Here is a 16,636-nt window from a genome sequence, read left to right on the forward strand (position 1 = left end):
AGAAGCCTGTAGATTCAGTGATGCTATGAAGCTATATGGGGACGAGTTTTACATGCCTATCCATATCATGAACTCATGCGATACAGATCTCCTTATATGTGACACATCCCCTATTTTACAAAGTGTAATGATTCATATGATGAATATTTTTATGGTTTGGATGATTATTGACCATGTTGTGATTTAATTGACTTAGGGAAGAGAGTAAATCATGGATGGTTTTTCGCTGGATATGAGAACACTTAATTTTATTATTATTTTGTTCTCTTTCATTTACTGTATTGGCTTATTGTTGTTCCAATTTACCCAACAGTCTATTAAAGGGCTTTCACTCTTTTCTATTTCAATATTTGTTATCGGAACTGGGCCGATGATGTTGAGCCTAAGAGGGGGATTCCCTGATTGGGTCACTATTGTTGGTGCCAATATGGTCATTGCGCTTGGGTTTCATCTCGCTTTGTATAGTTTATGCCTGTTTCGAGAATATTCTTTAAAATGCACCTACTTCAGCAATCTGATGATGTTGGCTCTTCTGTTAGGTTTTATACACTTCACGTACTATGAACCTTCCATCAAGGCTCGAATTATCCTCATTAGCTTATATTTGGCCTTTGTGACTCTTGGCACTGCCTTTGTGGTATTAAAGGGTCAACGCGATGACTTGACCTTAGCAACTCGGATGATGGCTTTGTCATTTTTGATATATGGCGGGTTTATGGCGTTCCGAGTCTTGGTTACGCTATTTTCAGCTCAGTTGCAGGATTTCATGGCGGCCACGCTCATTCATCAACTTGCCTTTTTAGTCAGTATTGTTCTTATCGTGTCGATGAGCTTCACAATGCTTTGGTTGATCAATGCAAGGCTGCTTAGTTCTATTCACGAGCTATCTTACAGCGACCCTTTAACGGCACTTGGAAACCGCAGAGCTTTAGATGAAATGATTCCAGTCATTATGAAGCAGGCGGGTAGCACGCCTATTAGTGCCATAATGATGGATATTGATAACTTTAAGTCGATTAATGACCAACACGGACACATTGTGGGTGACCTCGTGATCAAGTCTTTTGCTGAAATGGTTCAAAGTGCGATAAAAACATCGCCCAAAGCCAGTGCGTTTCGTTTTGGCGGAGACGAGATAATGATTTTATTGCCTAATGTCGATTTCCAACAAGCTCAGGTTATGGCTAGCAAGTTACGAATGTCCATTTCAGAAATATCAGCAGTACAAAAACATGAGATGTTTCTGACGTCGAGTTTTGGTGTTGCTCAGCTTCACCCACATGAGTGTTGGGATGGGTTTATTAGCCGAGCCGACAAAGCGTTATATCACGCGAAAACAAACGGTCGCAATATGACTTCAATTTGTCCTAGTCATACTGACGAACTCGTTAATGCTTGATGGTGATTACAGGTCTTTAAGCGTTAGTGTGGTTCAAATTATTGCCACATTACCAACACAGCTGCGATAGAAAGCAAAATGAGCGCAAGAATGTCTTTGCGAGCAATGCTTTGCCCCAACCAGAAATAAGAAATCAGCACCATAAAGACTACTTCTATTTGTCCTAACGTCTTTACGTACGGTACGGCTTGAAGTGACATTGCGCTAAACCAACCGAGAGAACCAATCACACTTGCTAGGCTTGTCATCACCACCAGTTTCGACTTGGCAAATATCTGGCGCAACGTGTCGCGTTCTCTGAAAAAGAGATACGTGCAGATAATCACTGTCTGAAGGGAAATGACTAGGAACAGCACCCATGCGGCGCTATGAGGGAAGGGGAGGCCGATGCTCAAGCTGGCTTCTCGAACCCAAAGAGACGTTAAAGCAAAGGCTGTACTGCAAGCCATACCTAACAAAAACACTTTGGGAGAAAGGCTTCGCCAGCCAGAAGAGCTGCTCATGATCAACACGCCCAAAGTACCAATAAGTACACCAACCCAGCCCGTAATGGTCAAAGCGGTGCCAAAAAACAGCACGGACAATACAGCTGAAACTGGAGCTTCACATTTGGCGAGTCCGGCACCTATCGCATAGTTCTCTAGCTTAAATAGCATCACCATCAAGCCAGTCGCTAGGATCTGCATAATCGCAGCAGCAACAATGTAGAAAACAAACTCACCGGAAAAACTAGGCGTGGAGACTGGCTGCCATTGGTGCAGCGAATAGAGATAAATAAGCGCGATTGGGCCAGCCCAAATAAAGCGAGCTAACGTCACGCCAGCCACACTCATTGTTCCCGCTAGTTTACTTTGAAATGCATTGCGCCAAGATTGGCTGAAGGCTGCGAGAAGAGTAAAAGCTATCCAACTAAAAGACATGACGCTTCCGTGTGTTATGTAATTTTATGATTATATTAACAAAAAATCACATGATAAGAAGCGAGATGGTCTATTTATAACCAGAGGCTCACTTTTACTCTCTATTCGGTATCAGAACGTTCTTGAAAAGATCGATGTTTTCTTCAAAAGATCGACGCTTTTTTAAAAGATAGACTCCTTCTTGTTTTTGAAATAGAACAGCGCGCTGATCGAAACGAACAATAAGGTGAAGTAATAGAAGAACGAAGACAGTGAAGCCAAGAAGTCGAGGTTCTGTTCTATCTCTTGTGCGGTGTAGCCTTGAGACACCAATTTATAGTAGTAGGCATATAAAATACCGATCAAACCATACCCAAGGTTAAACATCAGGCCTTTGAAACTGAGAACGGTGGCTCTGTTGTGTGATTCCGTCTTCTTGTTCAGATGGTAGCTGATGAATATGTTCATCGTCATGATGATAAAGATAAGTACCAGTGCAGGGAGCACACCATAGATCGACCAACCTAAACTGATCCAATAGTAGGTCGCCATGCTCGCTAAACCCATAACCACAATGAAGGTTTTAGGCTCGATGCTTTCTGCCAATCTACGGCTTTGTCCTGCCAATATGATTTTGAGTAAACTGATCCCCGCGCCAATAAAACCGAAGTAGATGATAGGAATATCGATGGCGAGATAGTATTGGCTGTTCATGGTCAGGAACATTCTAGAGGTGTGTTCGAACAGGCTGTAGTAAAGCAAGATGAACAGCACGTAAGGCGTAGCAAGTACCCACTTACCTGTGTCAGCCGTTAATTTAAGGCTGGCAATGGTGGTTGCTAATTTGGTTTGATCGCTTGGCATCACCTTTTTCTCTTCGCGCATGTTAACAGCGGCATAAATGGCGATCATCGCGACAAATAGGGTAGCGAAAACAGGAATGCGCATGAGGTCTTTGGTGCTTTCTGGCTCTGCTAATCCGATAGCATGAAAGATGTTCGCCATAAAGTTCACGTCGTACATCGCAGCACCAATCAAGGTGACAAAGATCCCCACACTAGACGCGACACGAAGCTGGATTTGTAACACTCGCGGCCATAACTCTTCGTTACCTTGCTCTTTCAAGGCGTCGTAAGCCAATGCCTCATCGGCACCACTGGCTAACGCCATCGCTAAGCCACTTAATATCCGGTTAACCAGAAACACAATGAAGACTAGATTGGCATCTCCAGTCGGAACAAGAGCAATCATGGCGATCTCAATGAACATCACAATCGAAGACAGCACTACAAGCTTTTTGCGACCCAAGGTATCGGCGAACGCCCCTGATGGTACTTCCGCAAGCACAATGGTCGCCGCCCAAACTACGTTGAGCATGGCAAACTGAGAAAGGGTCAAGCCGTAATCTAAATAGAGTAGGGTGAAGATAGGGTAATAAAAACGCGCAAAGTAGCTGCTTCGAAACATCAAGAAGTAGCGGACATTGGGAATTTTCAGGATTTCTTTGAGCGTCATGATAATTTCAGTACTTTAAATAACACATTATTATGTATAAACCGTTTTGCCTTATAAATCATGGAATTGTTCCACGAGTTAAACAAGATATAACTCATCTACTTATCTGAACGTTCAAGGTTATTGTTCTAAAAATTAATCAATTAGAGTCAATGCTGGTCAAGTGAATACTTAGATACTGTAAAGTTATAGAGTTATAGAGTTATAGAGTTATAGAGTTATAGAGTTATAGAGTTATAGAGTTATAGAGTTATAGAGTTATAGAGTTATAGAGTTATAGAGTTATAGAGTTATAGAGTTATAGAGTTATAGAGTTATAGAGTTATAGAGTTATAGAGTTATAGAGTTATAGAGCCAATCACCCTAATGCAAAACTCTCTGCCAAGAAGGACTTTTGACGCGAGTTTTGATTAACTATTGAATTGCTCTGCTGATATTACTGGTTTAATCGTGATGATCAGATGATCAGATGATCAGATGATCAGTGAGATTACGGTGTTTAATACTAATTCTCTGTTTCCTTAGAAGCGTTAGACGTTGCGTCTTTTCTCAAGCAACTATCAAGTACGTCTTGTAGTGCATCCAATGAGGTTGGCTTCTCTAAGCGGCCATCCATCAACTTACTGATCATGTCGAGTTCACGTTGTCCTGATTCACCAGACAAAGCAATAATTGGTGTTTGAGGTGAGCGTGCCTTAATGATCAAGCTTGCGTCAAAACCATTCATTATCGGCATTTGTACGTCCATTAAGACCAAATCAACTTTGTGTGTTCTGAACAACTCGACGGCATTTTCCCCGTTTTTGGCTTGCAAACTGTTAACGCCCAATCGGTTCAAATACATCTGAACAAGTGTGCGCTGTACCTCTTTGTCATCAACAATAAGTACCGTTGGTGCAAGATGGCTTGATGCTGGTTGATTTTCTGCTTGCGAGAGTTCTGTTTGTTTACTTTCTGTTAGCGTACTTGCCGGTTCAGGTTCTATATCACCGCTTGGAGTTTGGTTCTCTGGTTTTACGTCAGCTTCGGCTTTATCTTCCGTAGATTGGTTGTGTTTCCAACCGTTGAAATAAGGCGTACGCAGCGTCTCCGCTTTTGGAGCATTAGGTACAATCGGGAAGTACAGGTGAAACTCAGTAAATTCACCAAGTTTGGAATGGCATTCTACTCTGCCACCAAATGAACGCATCACTCGTTGGCAATAACCCAGTCCTAAGCCGCTACCTCCGCTTTTTTGGAAAGAGAAAAAGTCATCAAAGACCTTATGAACAATGGCTTCGTCAATGCCGGGGCCGGTATCACGGAATGTGAGGATGTTCTCGTAAGGCCCAGTTTTGGTGCTGATCTCAATTTGGCTGTCTGGGTAAGAATCAAAGTAGTAGATTGCATTGCGTATCAGGTTGAAAATGACGAAGTTGAATAGGGTTTCATTCAGCTTTGCCACAAAATCAGCGTGTTGCGGTAAACGAATGCGCTCAATGATCTTTTCATTCTCAAAGCCATAGTGGCTGACAGCTTGATCCACGGCCTTGTGGATTGAGGTCATGGTGATTGGCCCGTGCTCAGGCGAGTTGTCACTGACTTCTCGCAAAATGATGTCAATCAGTTGCCGTCCGCGTTGAATTGCAGCTTGGCCATTCTCAATGTCAGTCAAGATTTGTTGAGTTGGTGCTTGATTATCAATGTGCTGCTTTAACACTTCAAAATGCAGTTGCACTTGAGCCAGTGGATTACGCATTTCATGAGCGATCGAGTTAGCCAGAGCACGACTTTGGCGAATACGCCTGTCGGCTTCGATTGTGCTTTGTACTCTAGTTAACAAGGTTTGCAGTGCAGAGATCTCTTCATTAGAGAACATACGATTGTTGCTTTTGTGCGATGATACTAGCAAGTGTGTGACTGATTTTTTGTGTCCGAATAGTGGCATTACCAACGCGGTGTTGTTAGAACTCATCTTGTCATAAAGTGCTTTTAGTGACCGCTTAGCTGGCTGAGTATAATCGAGTTTTTCAGAAAGCTCATCGAACACTAGAACGGAGTCTTTACTAGATAGGTAATCTTCGTAGAAGGTTTCGTTGTAATTGCTGTTAACTAGTCGAAGCTTGTCTTCTGGGATTTGCAGTTGGCTACCTAAACGGCGCATGGCATCGTCAATCGACAACTTGAAGTCTTCTTCTAATGCGAGGATTTGTTGTACCGGTGTCTTTTTGTTTCTGAAGACAAGTAATGAGGAGTAAGGACTTACACGTTTGTAGATAGGACTCCATGCGACACCGATAATCGCGCAGATAGGTATCGCTAATAACCATTGGTTACCGTTAGTTATTGGAATAAATACAGTACCAAGAGGTATCACCAATATTGTACATGCCAGAAGCACATTAAGGCTTATGTATGTAAGGTATTTAAAACTGTAGAAGCGAGAGGTCAGTAGAGCATAACCTACAAATAACATCTCACTGAGCGACAAGGCAGGGGGAAGCCAAGTGAGCGAGAAATCACGTAGGAAATAGGCAACGCCAATGTGAATCGTTGCGGTGGATAGCATGAATACCAAGATGCCCGTAATCATGTAGTTGGTTTTGGCTAATGTTAGCTTGCTGCCATTGGTACGCATGGTCACTAGATTAACCAGTGTAAGGGCAATTAAGCTGATTACCCCCATAAAAAAGTATGGTGTGTGTGGGCCAAACTCGATCACGAATTGGCTTGGTGCAGTAATGGTGACATCTTCTACCGTTAACCCTGGGGTCAAATTGATATAGAAGGAGTAGCTCGCCAGACTAGCGAGAATGGCTTGTTGCCACCTATAGACTTTACCATTGCGATTTTCGGCCGCGAGCTGACATGAAAAGTAATACGCAAAGGCAAAAGCAAGGAAAGAGCTGAGGTTGGCCAACTTTGCTGCGAATATGGCTGCTGTGGGGCCAAGTTCCGTCAATAAGTCGGTATGGAAGTAGGCATTGCTACTGATCCACGTAATAATACAGACGGAATATGCGATGTAAGGTACATGGTGTGTCCCCACTATCGCTTCGTTCTTTTGTTTAAGGCGATAACAATAGTAGAACAACCACATTACAACAACAGCGACCGTTGCAAGCAGAGTGATGGCTTTAGCATAGAATATCGCCTCTAGCCCAAGATCAAACGTCTTCATATTATTTGCCACGCTGTATTTTTATTTTCACGGAGGCACCGTCTATAGTCTCGAAATTTGACGTGACTGAATGCCTTCAACATCAGTTCAATATTCCATAACCCGCGGTAAGTCAGTAAGTTCGTTTCGTTCAAGTCACAAGACCCTAGCGGCAAGTATGCTTGCGGTTCGATAGCCTTGTAAAAATCGAGTATCAAAGGTTGATCTATAATGGTAAAGCCAATTTTATAGCCCGCTTGATGTAACAAGTTGAGCATCTCTTTTTGAGCAAGATAAAGGAAGTAGACTTTTTGTTGAATATTTCCACTCACGGTTAGGCGTAGAATTTCACATACAGCTTGCTTTTCGGCTAATTGTAATTGGAACTTATTATCGAACTCTGGAATAGAGTCACACTTTGATAGAGCCTGTGGAGTGAAAATATGTAGCCCTGCCAGTCCTTCATAACCACGTCTGGATAAACTGTACTTCCATTTGTCGTTACAGAAAGGGAGGGCGTAGCTTAGCCAAGTATCATTTTTTGACCAATCTTGAATTAGGGCTGAAGAGACTAGGGTTGGAAAGGCTTCATCTGTTGGGTGTTTGAGTAGAATAAAGTGCTTACCTGTTTGTGATAAGTGGAGTAAAGGTAGCATCTCATACCACTTCTCACCTTTAATAAAAACCTCAAGGTTGCTTAAAGCAATAGCATCGCTGATTGGTACTCCTTGAGGGCGACTTGGCGTTTGTACTATGAGTTGGCTATTTTCAATCTGGTCAATGATCACACCATAGTAAGCACTATCTATAATGGGCAGAACCATAGGATAAGAGGCATGGGTGCTTAATGGTAATTTTGCTTTGATTGCGGAAATTTCACATTCACACCAAAAGTCCAACCAATGCATATAGCATTGTCCTACCGCTTCTTCTAATAGAGCAACCTCTACGGATAGGGTATTTGGATAGCGCTGAATCAGATCGCGGTAGTCCATCACTTCAAACATTACTGAGTCGCTTTTTGTTTGATGTTCAGGGAAAAGTAATTCTATTTGGCTTCGACGGTGTTCTGCCACTGTTTTGAAAAGAGCCGTGCGCTGTTGCGGTTGATAAGTGTGGAGTACGAGTTCAACCAGTGCGTGTTGTTTTTTTTCGATAGGCAGGCTGCTAGCCAACAGTGAACCTAAAGACGACATTAATTCCATGTAGTGAACCGCCTAAGTTTATCTAATTATTTTTATGTGACTTGTACCCGTTTATGAGAGATGTATCTATGGCTGATGTTTGAGAGTAGTTACTTTATAAAGTTGCCCTAACTTTTTGTGCGTTTAGTTTCTCAAAAACAAGCTGCATTTTAGGGTGGGAGTTTACTACTTGTATTTATCCTAAACAACATGGTTTCGCCATTTTCCATTCAATTCATGAACCCCTAAATTAGTGTATTCTCAAATACTTATTTGTCTGTTTATTGTTCGTCTTTGTTTTTCTGACAGTGCTCTGTGTTTAGCGAATCGTTACTGCATAATTTCTGATGAAGTGATGACATTTGAGGGCTAATCTTGCCTGCATATACAACATCATTACGAGAAACTCTCGTGAATGACTGAATGACTGAATGACTGAATGACTGAATGAACGATGTAGAGAGGATTTATGAAGAAAGTACGATTAACATCATTACTTGGATTAGCAACCTTGCTTAGTGTTGCGGCGTTAGCAGGATGCAGTCAGAAATCTGAGGTTCCAGCTCAATCACAAGAGAATGCGAACCCTATCTGTAGCACTAAAAACCTGACGGGTGGTTGGTCGAAAAGTGATATCACACCTCAAGCTGAGCAAGCTTTAAACGCGGTTCTTGGTCAAATGAACACTTCAGCTGAGCTTAAACAGATCTTGAGTGTTCGAACTCAGGTTGTCGCGGGTTTGAACTATGCTATCGAATTTGAAATGGATAATGGTGAAGTCTGGAATACCCTTGTGTATCGTTCGCTACAAGGTGACATCGAAATGACGCAACCTGCACAGCAAGGTCGTTTGTGTCTATAGTCTAGATGCGTCTGGATCTTGTGAGATAGGCTGATAGTAAATAAAAATGGCTCCGTATTGGGAGCCATTTTTGTATTTAAGAAGACTGATTCATGGAACGTTTTTAATCGGCCAGTTCGGGCTCAGCTAACTCTTGAACACAAGCACGGCTGATGTCTTCATCAATGTAGGCCATCCCAAGTTTATTGAGGTAGTCCATGCGATCGGCTGTGCGCAGTTCGATGTCTGGGCCTGCAATGTTATGGGCTTGATAAATTTCAGTGAGATGAGACATGAATTGCTCACCAACACTCATCATCAATAGACTCATTGCGCCAACGTCCGGTCTTACTTTGGCACGTTGTTTTTCAGATAGGTTTACCGCTAACACGATAGGTTGTTCTTCACCTTCGAAGCGAACACCTCGCTCACGAACGGTTTGCTGAGCCCAGTAGTAGGCCAGTTCTTTGCTCTGAGTTAAGAAGACGGGTTCAAGGGATTCTGTGTAGTTGTTGCCAATGGTCGCCATGGTTTTTGAAGCCGCTTCGTTGAGCGCTTTATCTCCAGAGCGCTTTAGCCCTTGTCCTTGAATAGACGCGAGTAAAGCTGAAGATGTGCCGTGATACCAAGTATCACCCGTTGCGAAACCATTTTCTGACAGCAGTGTTTTAGCATCTTGTAGGTGTGTAGGTATTGAAGTCATAGGCACTCTCAAAAAAATAAGAATCTCAACAAATAGGAATATGAACAAATATGTATACAGTTAGCTTAAACAGAAGTTGTTCGGTTAACCGTGGTGTGGAACACAAATCTGAGGCTTTGAGATAAAGCCGGCAGTACAAGCTTTATCTCAAAGCCTTCCCCCGGATCTTACCTAAGTAAGAGAGAAGGGCGGGGGAGGTTTTAGTTCTAGCGATTAATCAAAAGTTCTAGCGATTAATCAAAAGTTCTAGCGACTAATCAAGAGTGTTAGCGATTAATCAAGAGTGTTAGCGATTAATCAAATTGATTCGATGTATTCGCTTCACCTGCTGCTTTTAGTGCGTTCTCACCAGCAAAGTACTCTTTGTGGTCATCACCCATGTCTGAACCAGACATGTTTTGGTGTTTAACACATGCAATGCCTTGGCGGATTTCTTTACGTTGAACATTCGCAACGTAACCCAACATGCCTTGGTCACCAAAGTACTCTTTCGCAAGGTTGTCAGTAGACAGCGCTGCAGTGTGGTATGTAGGTAGTGTAATCAAGTGGTGGAAAATACCTGCTTCACGTGATGCATCGGCTTGGAATGTACGAATCTTTTCGTCAGCGCTTGCAGACAGTTCGGTTTCGTCGTATTCCGCACTCATTAGGTTTGCACGGTCGTAAGCTGATACATCTTTACCTTCTGCTGCCAGTGCATCGTATGCTTGCTGACGGAAGTTTAGTGTCCAGTTGAATGATGGAGAGTTGTTGTATACCAGCTTAGCGTTAGGGTGAACTTCACGTACGCCGTCCATCATCTCTTTGATTTGACCAATGTGTGGTTTCTCAGTCTCAATCCAAAGAAGGTCAGCACCCGCGTTGATTGCTTCAATACAGTCGAATACACAGCGGTCTTCACCTGTACCTTCGCGGAATTGGTATAAGCCTGAAGGCAAACGCTTAGGTCTAACTAGCTTGCCGTCGCGGTTGAAGCAAACATCGCCTTCAGCCATATCAGCAACATCGATCTCTTCAACATCTAGGTATGAGTTGTAGATATCACCTTGGTCGCCCGGTTCTTTCACTACTGCGATTTCTTTTGTTAGACCAGCACCTTGTGAATCGGTACGAGCAACAATAACGCCATTGTCGATGCCTAGTTCAAGGAAAGCGTAACGAAGTGCGCGAAGTTTTGCGTGGAAATCAGCATGAGGAACCGTTACTTTGCCGTCTTGGTGACCACATTGCTTCTCATCGGCTACTTGGTTTTCAATCTGTAGACAACACGCGCCCGCTTCAATCATCTGCTTAGCCATTAGGTAAGTCGCTTCTGCGTTACCGAAACCAGCATCGATATCGGCAATGATTGGCACCACGTGTGTAACGTGATTGTCGATTTTGTCTTGGATACGGTCTTGTAGGTTTACATCGCCCGCTTCACGAGCTGCGTCTAGTTCACGAAATAAACCACCTAGTTCACGAGCATCTGCCTGGCGTAGGAAGGTGTATAGCTCTTCTACTAGGCCAGCAACCGAGGTTTTCTCATGCATAGATTGGTCTGGAAGTGGACCAAAATCAGAGCGAAGTGCTGCCACCATCCAGCCAGAAAGATATAGGTAACGACGGTCTGTCTTGCCATCAAAGTGCTTTTTAATCGAAATCAGCTTTTGTTGGCCGATGAAACCATGCCAGCAACCCAGAGACTGAGTGTATTGAGAGCTATCTTCGTCGTAAGCCGCCATGTCTGCACGCATAATATCTGCCGTGTATTGCGCAATATCCAGACCTGTTTTGAATTTGTTTTGAGCTCGCATACGAGCAGCAGATTCAGGGTTAATTGCATCCCATGGTGCACCTGCAGCGCTTTTTGCAACTTCAATCTTTTCGATATCTTGTGTAATTTGCGACATAACTATTCCTTAGTTTCACGTGGACATGTTGGCCAATTTGGCGAGGTCATTTGATTTGGATTAAATCTAACCATGGACAAAGAATAACCATGTATGTGATAATTTTGTTAATTTATAGTTATTATATTCGGTATTTTTCTTATGAATATTGCTCGTATAGACCTTAATTTACTTGTGTATTTAGACATGTTGCTACGTGAAAGAAACGTTACAAGAGCAGCACATCAATTAGGCATTACTCAGCCAGCCATGAGTAATGGCCTTCGCCGATTACGAGATCTGTTTGAAGACCCACTACTGGTGAGAACAAGCGAAGGGATGATACCGACCGAACGCGCACATAAGTTGCAGCCATTGATACGAAATATCTTGGCGAATGTAGAAAAGACACTGCAGCCGACCACGGAATTTAATGCCGAAGACAGTGAACGCGTGTTTCGTATCATGGCGAGTGACTATGCAGAGTCGACCATTATTCAGCCTTTATTGAAAAAACTGAGCGAGATAGCACCAAAGATACGATTGGACATCATGACGCCAAGTGACGTGAGTTATCAGGATGTAGAACAAGGTACTGTTGATATAATTATCAACCGATTCGACGATATTCCTCAGTCGTTTCATCAGATGAGCCTTTGGCACGACGGGTTTTCTTGTCTATTTAGTTGTGACAACCCAATCGCCGACAATTTCGAACTTTTGTCTTATCTAAAGGCGCAACATATCTGGGTAAGTAAGACAGGAATGGGGACTGGAGTTGGGATCAACCCAAGTGAAGCACAAAAGCTCGGCTGGATAGATGAAGCATTAATGCGCATTGGTAAAACGCGCAATATCACGGTGTTTACTCGACACTACTTGTCGGCGATTCTTTTCGCACAACAAAAGAATCTGATCCTTACTATTCCTACCAAAGCGGCTCAACTGCAGCGCAATAACCCTAGATTGTTGATCAAGCCTGCGCCATTTGCGATTGAACCCTTTGAGGTGAAGATGGCATGGAGTCCATTGCTACAAACCAATCCAGACCATCAGTGGATGCGTCGCTTGATTAAAAGTGTCGCTAATGAAATCGAGAGTGGAGTGACGGAATAACACAATTTGTAGGGTATTTTTTGTGTGAATATCCAGTATAACTGGCATAAATTAGCTAAATTTATGTCGGTTGCGTAAATTTATTGAGTAGTCATCAGTTAGCTTGAGAGAGATTTTATGAGCAGTCGTATTCAACAGGGAAGCTTGAACATTGATAGCACCCTCTACCAATTAATTAATGAGCAGGTAATTCCTGGAACGGGCATTATCGCCGAGGACTTTTGGCAATCTTTTGCAGCCATCCTTGCTGACTTGGCTCCCAAGAACCGCGCATTGCTTATTAAGCGTGAAGACCTTCAACATCAAATTGATGTTTGGCACCAAGAGCGTGTAGGCCAGACTCTGGATGCGGCTGAGTACAAGCAGTTCTTACAACAGATTGGCTACCTAGTTCCTGAGGGCGATGACTTTCAAGTAACGACCGCCAGCGTTGAGCCTGAAATTGCAACACAAGCGGGGCCACAGCTTGTAGTACCAATTATGAATGCACGTTTTGCACTTAACGCAGCCAACGCGCGTTGGGGTAGTTTATACGATGCGCTCTACGGCACCGATGTCATCAGTGAAAGTGACGGCGCGGAAAAGGGTGGAAGTTTTAACCCAGTACGTGGCGCAAAAGTAGTGACTTATGCGCGTGAGTTCCTTGATGATGCAGCACCATTAAATGGCGTTTCTCATAAAGACGTGACCAAATACAGCATCAGCAACGTCAGCATTGGCAATACATTGACAGCGACCTTAGATAACGGCGAAGAAGTCACTCTGATTGATCGTAACCAGTTCATTGGTTATCAAGGTGATGCGAGTGCGCCTTCAAGCATTCTGCTGAAACATAATAATTTGCATATCGAAATTCAAATTGATCCGAGCGCGCCAATTGGCAGCGTTGATGTGGCGGGTATTAAAGATGTGCTGGTGGAATCGGCTCTCACTACCATTATGGATTGCGAAGATTCGGTAGCAGCGGTTGATGGTGAAGACAAAGCACTGGCTTACCGTAACTGGTTAGGTTTGATGAAAGGTGATTTACAAGAATCACTAGAGAAAAACGGTAAAACCATTGTTCGTAGCTTGAATCCAGATCGCCAATACACCAGTGTGACGGGTGGTGAGATTTCACTTAAAGGTCGTAGCATGTTGTTCATCCGCAATGTGGGCCACCTAATGACTAACCCTGCCATTATTGATGCTGACGGTAACGAAGTTCCTGAAGGTATTATGGATGGCATGGTCACCTCGCTCATCGCAATGCACGATTTGAAAGGCAATAGCGCTTACCAAAACTCGACTGCGAACAGCATCAATATTGTAAAACCTAAGATGCATGGTCCTGAAGAAGTCGCCTTTACCAATGAATTGTTTGGCCGCATTGAAGATGCATTAGGGCTAGATCGATTCACGATCAAAGTTGGCATCATGGACGAAGAGCGTCGTACTTCAGTTAACCTTAAAGAATGTATTCGAGCGGCTAAAGATCGTGTTGTGTTCATCAACACAGGTTTCTTAGACCGAACGGGTGATGAGATTCACACCAGTATGGAAGCAGGACCATTTGCTCCTAAAACACAGTTGAAAACCATGACTTGGATTGGCGCATACGAAGATCAGAACGTTGATCTTGGCTTAGCTTGTGGCCTGCAAGGTAAAGCCCAGATTGGTAAAGGTATGTGGCCAGAGCCAGACAATATGGCGAAGATGATGGACGCGAAAATCGGACATCCTCAAGCGGGTGCTAATACTGCTTGGGTTCCTTCTCCAACTGCCGCGACGTTGCATGCCTTGCACTATCACAAGGTGAGTGTACCAAGCCGTCAGAAAGAGCTTCGTGAGCGAGTGAGAGCGAATGTCGACGATATCCTGACTATTCCGCTATTAGGTAATCAAAAGCTGACCGCTCAAGATATCCAAAACGAATTGGATAACAACACGCAAGGTATTCTTGGTTACGTGGTTCGTTGGATTGACCAAGGCGTTGGTTGCTCGAAGGTGCCAGATATTAACGATGTAGGTTTGATGGAAGACCGCGCTACGCTGCGTATTTCGAGCCAACACATTGCGAACTGGTTACGTCATGGGATTTGTAATGAAGCCCAAGTAATGAAAACCATGAAGCGCATGGCCGCAGTGGTGGATGAGCAAAACGCTGGCGACCCGAGCTACCGTAATATGGCACCTGACTTTGAAAACAGCATTGCATTTTCAGCAGCGTGTCAGTTGGTATTCGAAGGCTGCGCTCAGCCTAGTGGTTACACCGAGCCAGTGCTGCATGCTATGCGTCTAAAACTGAAAGCGCAGGGATAGAGAAGCAACCCAATAACAAAAACAGAGAATGTAAAATACTAAAAAAAGAAACCCCCTTTAACCGAGCCCAAGGTGCCGCGCTTTTATAGTGCGGCTTTTTTTTTGCTGTTTTTTTGGTGTGCGTGGGAATCTCAGAAGAGAGGTGTTAGTAGGGCTATTCGATGTTTAAGCTTGCTGATGCCTAAGAGTCAGGCTTAGTTACGACCAAGCCTAACTACTTCCGAGACCTAGTTACTACCAAAACACAGATACTTAATATCCATGTACTCATCGATGCCTTCTTTTGCGCCTTCACGGCCAATACCTGACTGCTTAACACCGCCGAAGGGCGCGACCTCGGTTGAGATGAGGCCATCATTAATACCGACCATACCGTACTCAAGTGCCTCTGCGATGTTCCATACTCGATGAATGTTCTGACTGTAGAAGTACGACGCTAATCCATAAATGGTGTCGTTTGCCATCTCAATAAGCTCTTCGTCTGTCTCGAATTGCATCACAGGAGCGACAGGACCAAAGATCTCTTGCTGAACAATGTCCATGCTGTGTTTCACATTTTTCAGAATGACAGGCTGAAGGAAAAGCCCATCAAGCTCTTGAGTTGGCGTCACAGGTGTCGCGCCTTGTTCTACCGCTCTGTCTATTAATGCTTGGATGTTGTTCTTCGCATTCTGACTGACAACAGGACCAATTGTGACACCTTCATCTAAGCCGTTACCAATCTTAAGCTGTTGAACCGCTTGATCGAATTTAGCCACGAACTCATCGTATACTTTACTGTGAACATAGAAACGGTTTGCACAGACACATGTTTGTCCCGCATTACGGAATTTTGACGCCATTGCGCCTTGAACGGCCGCGTCGATGTCTGCATCGTCAAACACAATAAAAGGTGCGTTGCCACCGAGCTCCATAGAAGTGCGTTTGATGCCTTTTGCCGCTTGAGCCATCAAGATACTGCCGACTCGAGTCGAACCAGTAAAAGAGATCTTTTTGATCCGTGGGTGTGATGTGAAAAGCTCACCGATCTGTTCAGGGCTGTCGCCAAGCACCACTTGTAATAGATCTTTCGGAATACCCGCTTGGTAAGCCAGTTCAACCACAGCAAACGCAGAAAGCGGTGTTTCATCTGAAGGTTTTACGACAAAGCTACAACCAGCGGCTAGGGCAGGTGCTGCTTTACGAGTGATCATTGCAATAGGGAAGTTCCATGGCGTAATTGCACACGCGACTCCAATAGGCTGCTTGATGGTCACCAAGCGTTTGCCAGCGACTGTGCTAGGAATAGAATCACCATAAGTACGCTTCGCTTCTTCTGCAAACCACTCAATAAAGCTAGCCCCATACACGACTTCGCCTGTCGCTTCCGCTAACGGCTTACCCTGTTCAATCGTCATGATTCGAGCAAGATCTTCTTTGTTTTCGAGGATCAGTTGGTGCCAACGGTGTAGTGATGCAGCACGAGATTTAGCAGGAATTTTTGCCCACTCTTTCTGCGCAACATGGGCACGTTCGATAGCGCTGTCTAATTCTACCTTAGATGAAATAGGCGCATATCCAATAAGCTCACCCGTTGCTGGATTGGTGACTGCAACTGCATTATTCGCTTCTGTCACCATAAAAGAGAGTAACTGCTGATTCTTAATGTTTAGCATCGTGATTCCTTAT

General features: G+C 43.8%; 11 protein-coding genes. 4 read left to right on the top strand and 7 right to left on the bottom strand.

Features of this window, described 5'->3' with window-relative positions; translation table 11 throughout:
• Positions 1-211 precede the first annotated feature (211 nt).
• Complete coding sequence (locus K08M4_RS16190) at positions 212-1,399, top strand: GGDEF domain-containing protein (RefSeq protein ID WP_086050625.1); 1,188 nt, start codon at positions 212-214, stop codon at positions 1,397-1,399.
• A gap of 38 nt (positions 1,400-1,437) precedes the next feature.
• On the opposite strand, the gene K08M4_RS16195 is transcribed toward K08M4_RS16190, so the two are convergent.
• From K08M4_RS16195 to luxM, 4 genes are all read right to left on the bottom strand, one after another.
• On the bottom strand, positions 1,438-2,319 hold the full coding sequence (locus K08M4_RS16195) for a DMT family transporter (RefSeq protein WP_086050626.1): 882 nt from the start codon (positions 2,317-2,319) through the stop codon (positions 1,438-1,440).
• A gap of 162 nt (positions 2,320-2,481) precedes the next feature.
• The gene (locus tag K08M4_RS16200) at positions 2,482-3,813 is read right to left on the bottom strand and encodes an MFS transporter (protein WP_086050627.1); all 1,332 of its coding nucleotides are present in this window, start codon (positions 3,811-3,813) and stop codon (positions 2,482-2,484) included.
• A gap of 505 nt (positions 3,814-4,318) precedes the next feature.
• Positions 4,319-6,973 (bottom strand): quorum-sensing autoinducer 1 sensor kinase/phosphatase LuxN, encoded by a 2,655-nt coding sequence (gene luxN / locus K08M4_RS16205; protein ID WP_086050628.1) that lies wholly within the window; start codon positions 6,971-6,973, stop codon positions 4,319-4,321.
• A complete protein-coding gene (gene luxM / locus K08M4_RS16210; protein WP_086050629.1) occupies positions 6,970-8,157 on the bottom strand; it encodes an acyl-homoserine-lactone synthase LuxM in 1,188 nt (395 codons plus the stop codon). The genes luxN and luxM overlap by 4 nt, the downstream gene beginning before the upstream one ends.
• Before the next feature lie 448 nt (positions 8,158-8,605).
• On the opposite strand from luxM, the gene K08M4_RS16215 reads away from it, so the two are divergent.
• The gene (locus K08M4_RS16215; protein ID WP_086050630.1) at positions 8,606-8,998 is read left to right on the top strand and encodes a cystatin family protein; all 393 of its coding nucleotides are present in this window, start codon (positions 8,606-8,608) and stop codon (positions 8,996-8,998) included.
• A 103-nt stretch (positions 8,999-9,101) separates the two neighbouring features.
• Here the strand turns inward: K08M4_RS16215 and K08M4_RS16220 are convergent, their stop codons facing one another.
• Both K08M4_RS16220 and K08M4_RS16225 read right to left on the bottom strand, forming a co-directional pair.
• Positions 9,102-9,680 carry a hypothetical protein gene (locus K08M4_RS16220; protein WP_086050631.1) on the bottom strand — a complete coding sequence of 193 codons (579 nt, stop codon included), beginning with the start codon at positions 9,678-9,680 and terminating at the stop codon, positions 9,102-9,104.
• A gap of 293 nt (positions 9,681-9,973) precedes the next feature.
• The gene (locus K08M4_RS16225) at positions 9,974-11,572 is read right to left on the bottom strand and encodes an isocitrate lyase (RefSeq protein ID WP_086050632.1); all 1,599 of its coding nucleotides are present in this window, start codon (positions 11,570-11,572) and stop codon (positions 9,974-9,976) included.
• Between the two features lie 141 nt (positions 11,573-11,713).
• Here K08M4_RS16225 and K08M4_RS16230 point away from each other — a divergent pair, with 141 nt between their 5' ends.
• Positions 11,714-12,667 carry a LysR family transcriptional regulator gene (locus K08M4_RS16230; RefSeq protein ID WP_086050633.1) on the top strand — a complete coding sequence of 318 codons (954 nt, stop codon included), beginning with the start codon at positions 11,714-11,716 and terminating at the stop codon, positions 12,665-12,667.
• A 117-nt stretch (positions 12,668-12,784) separates the two neighbouring features.
• On the top strand, positions 12,785-14,968 hold the full coding sequence (locus tag K08M4_RS16235) for a malate synthase G (protein WP_086050634.1): 2,184 nt from the start codon (positions 12,785-12,787) through the stop codon (positions 14,966-14,968).
• 227 nt (positions 14,969-15,195) lie between these two features.
• On the opposite strand, the gene K08M4_RS16240 is transcribed toward K08M4_RS16235, so the two are convergent.
• Positions 15,196-16,623, bottom strand: coding sequence for an NAD-dependent succinate-semialdehyde dehydrogenase (locus tag K08M4_RS16240; RefSeq protein ID WP_086050635.1), 1,428 nt, complete (start codon positions 16,621-16,623; stop codon positions 15,196-15,198).
• Positions 16,624-16,636: the final 13 nt, after the last annotated feature.

The sequence above is a fragment of the Vibrio syngnathi genome, assembly GCF_002119525.1.
Lineage (GTDB): Bacteria > Pseudomonadota > Gammaproteobacteria > Enterobacterales > Vibrionaceae > Vibrio > Vibrio syngnathi.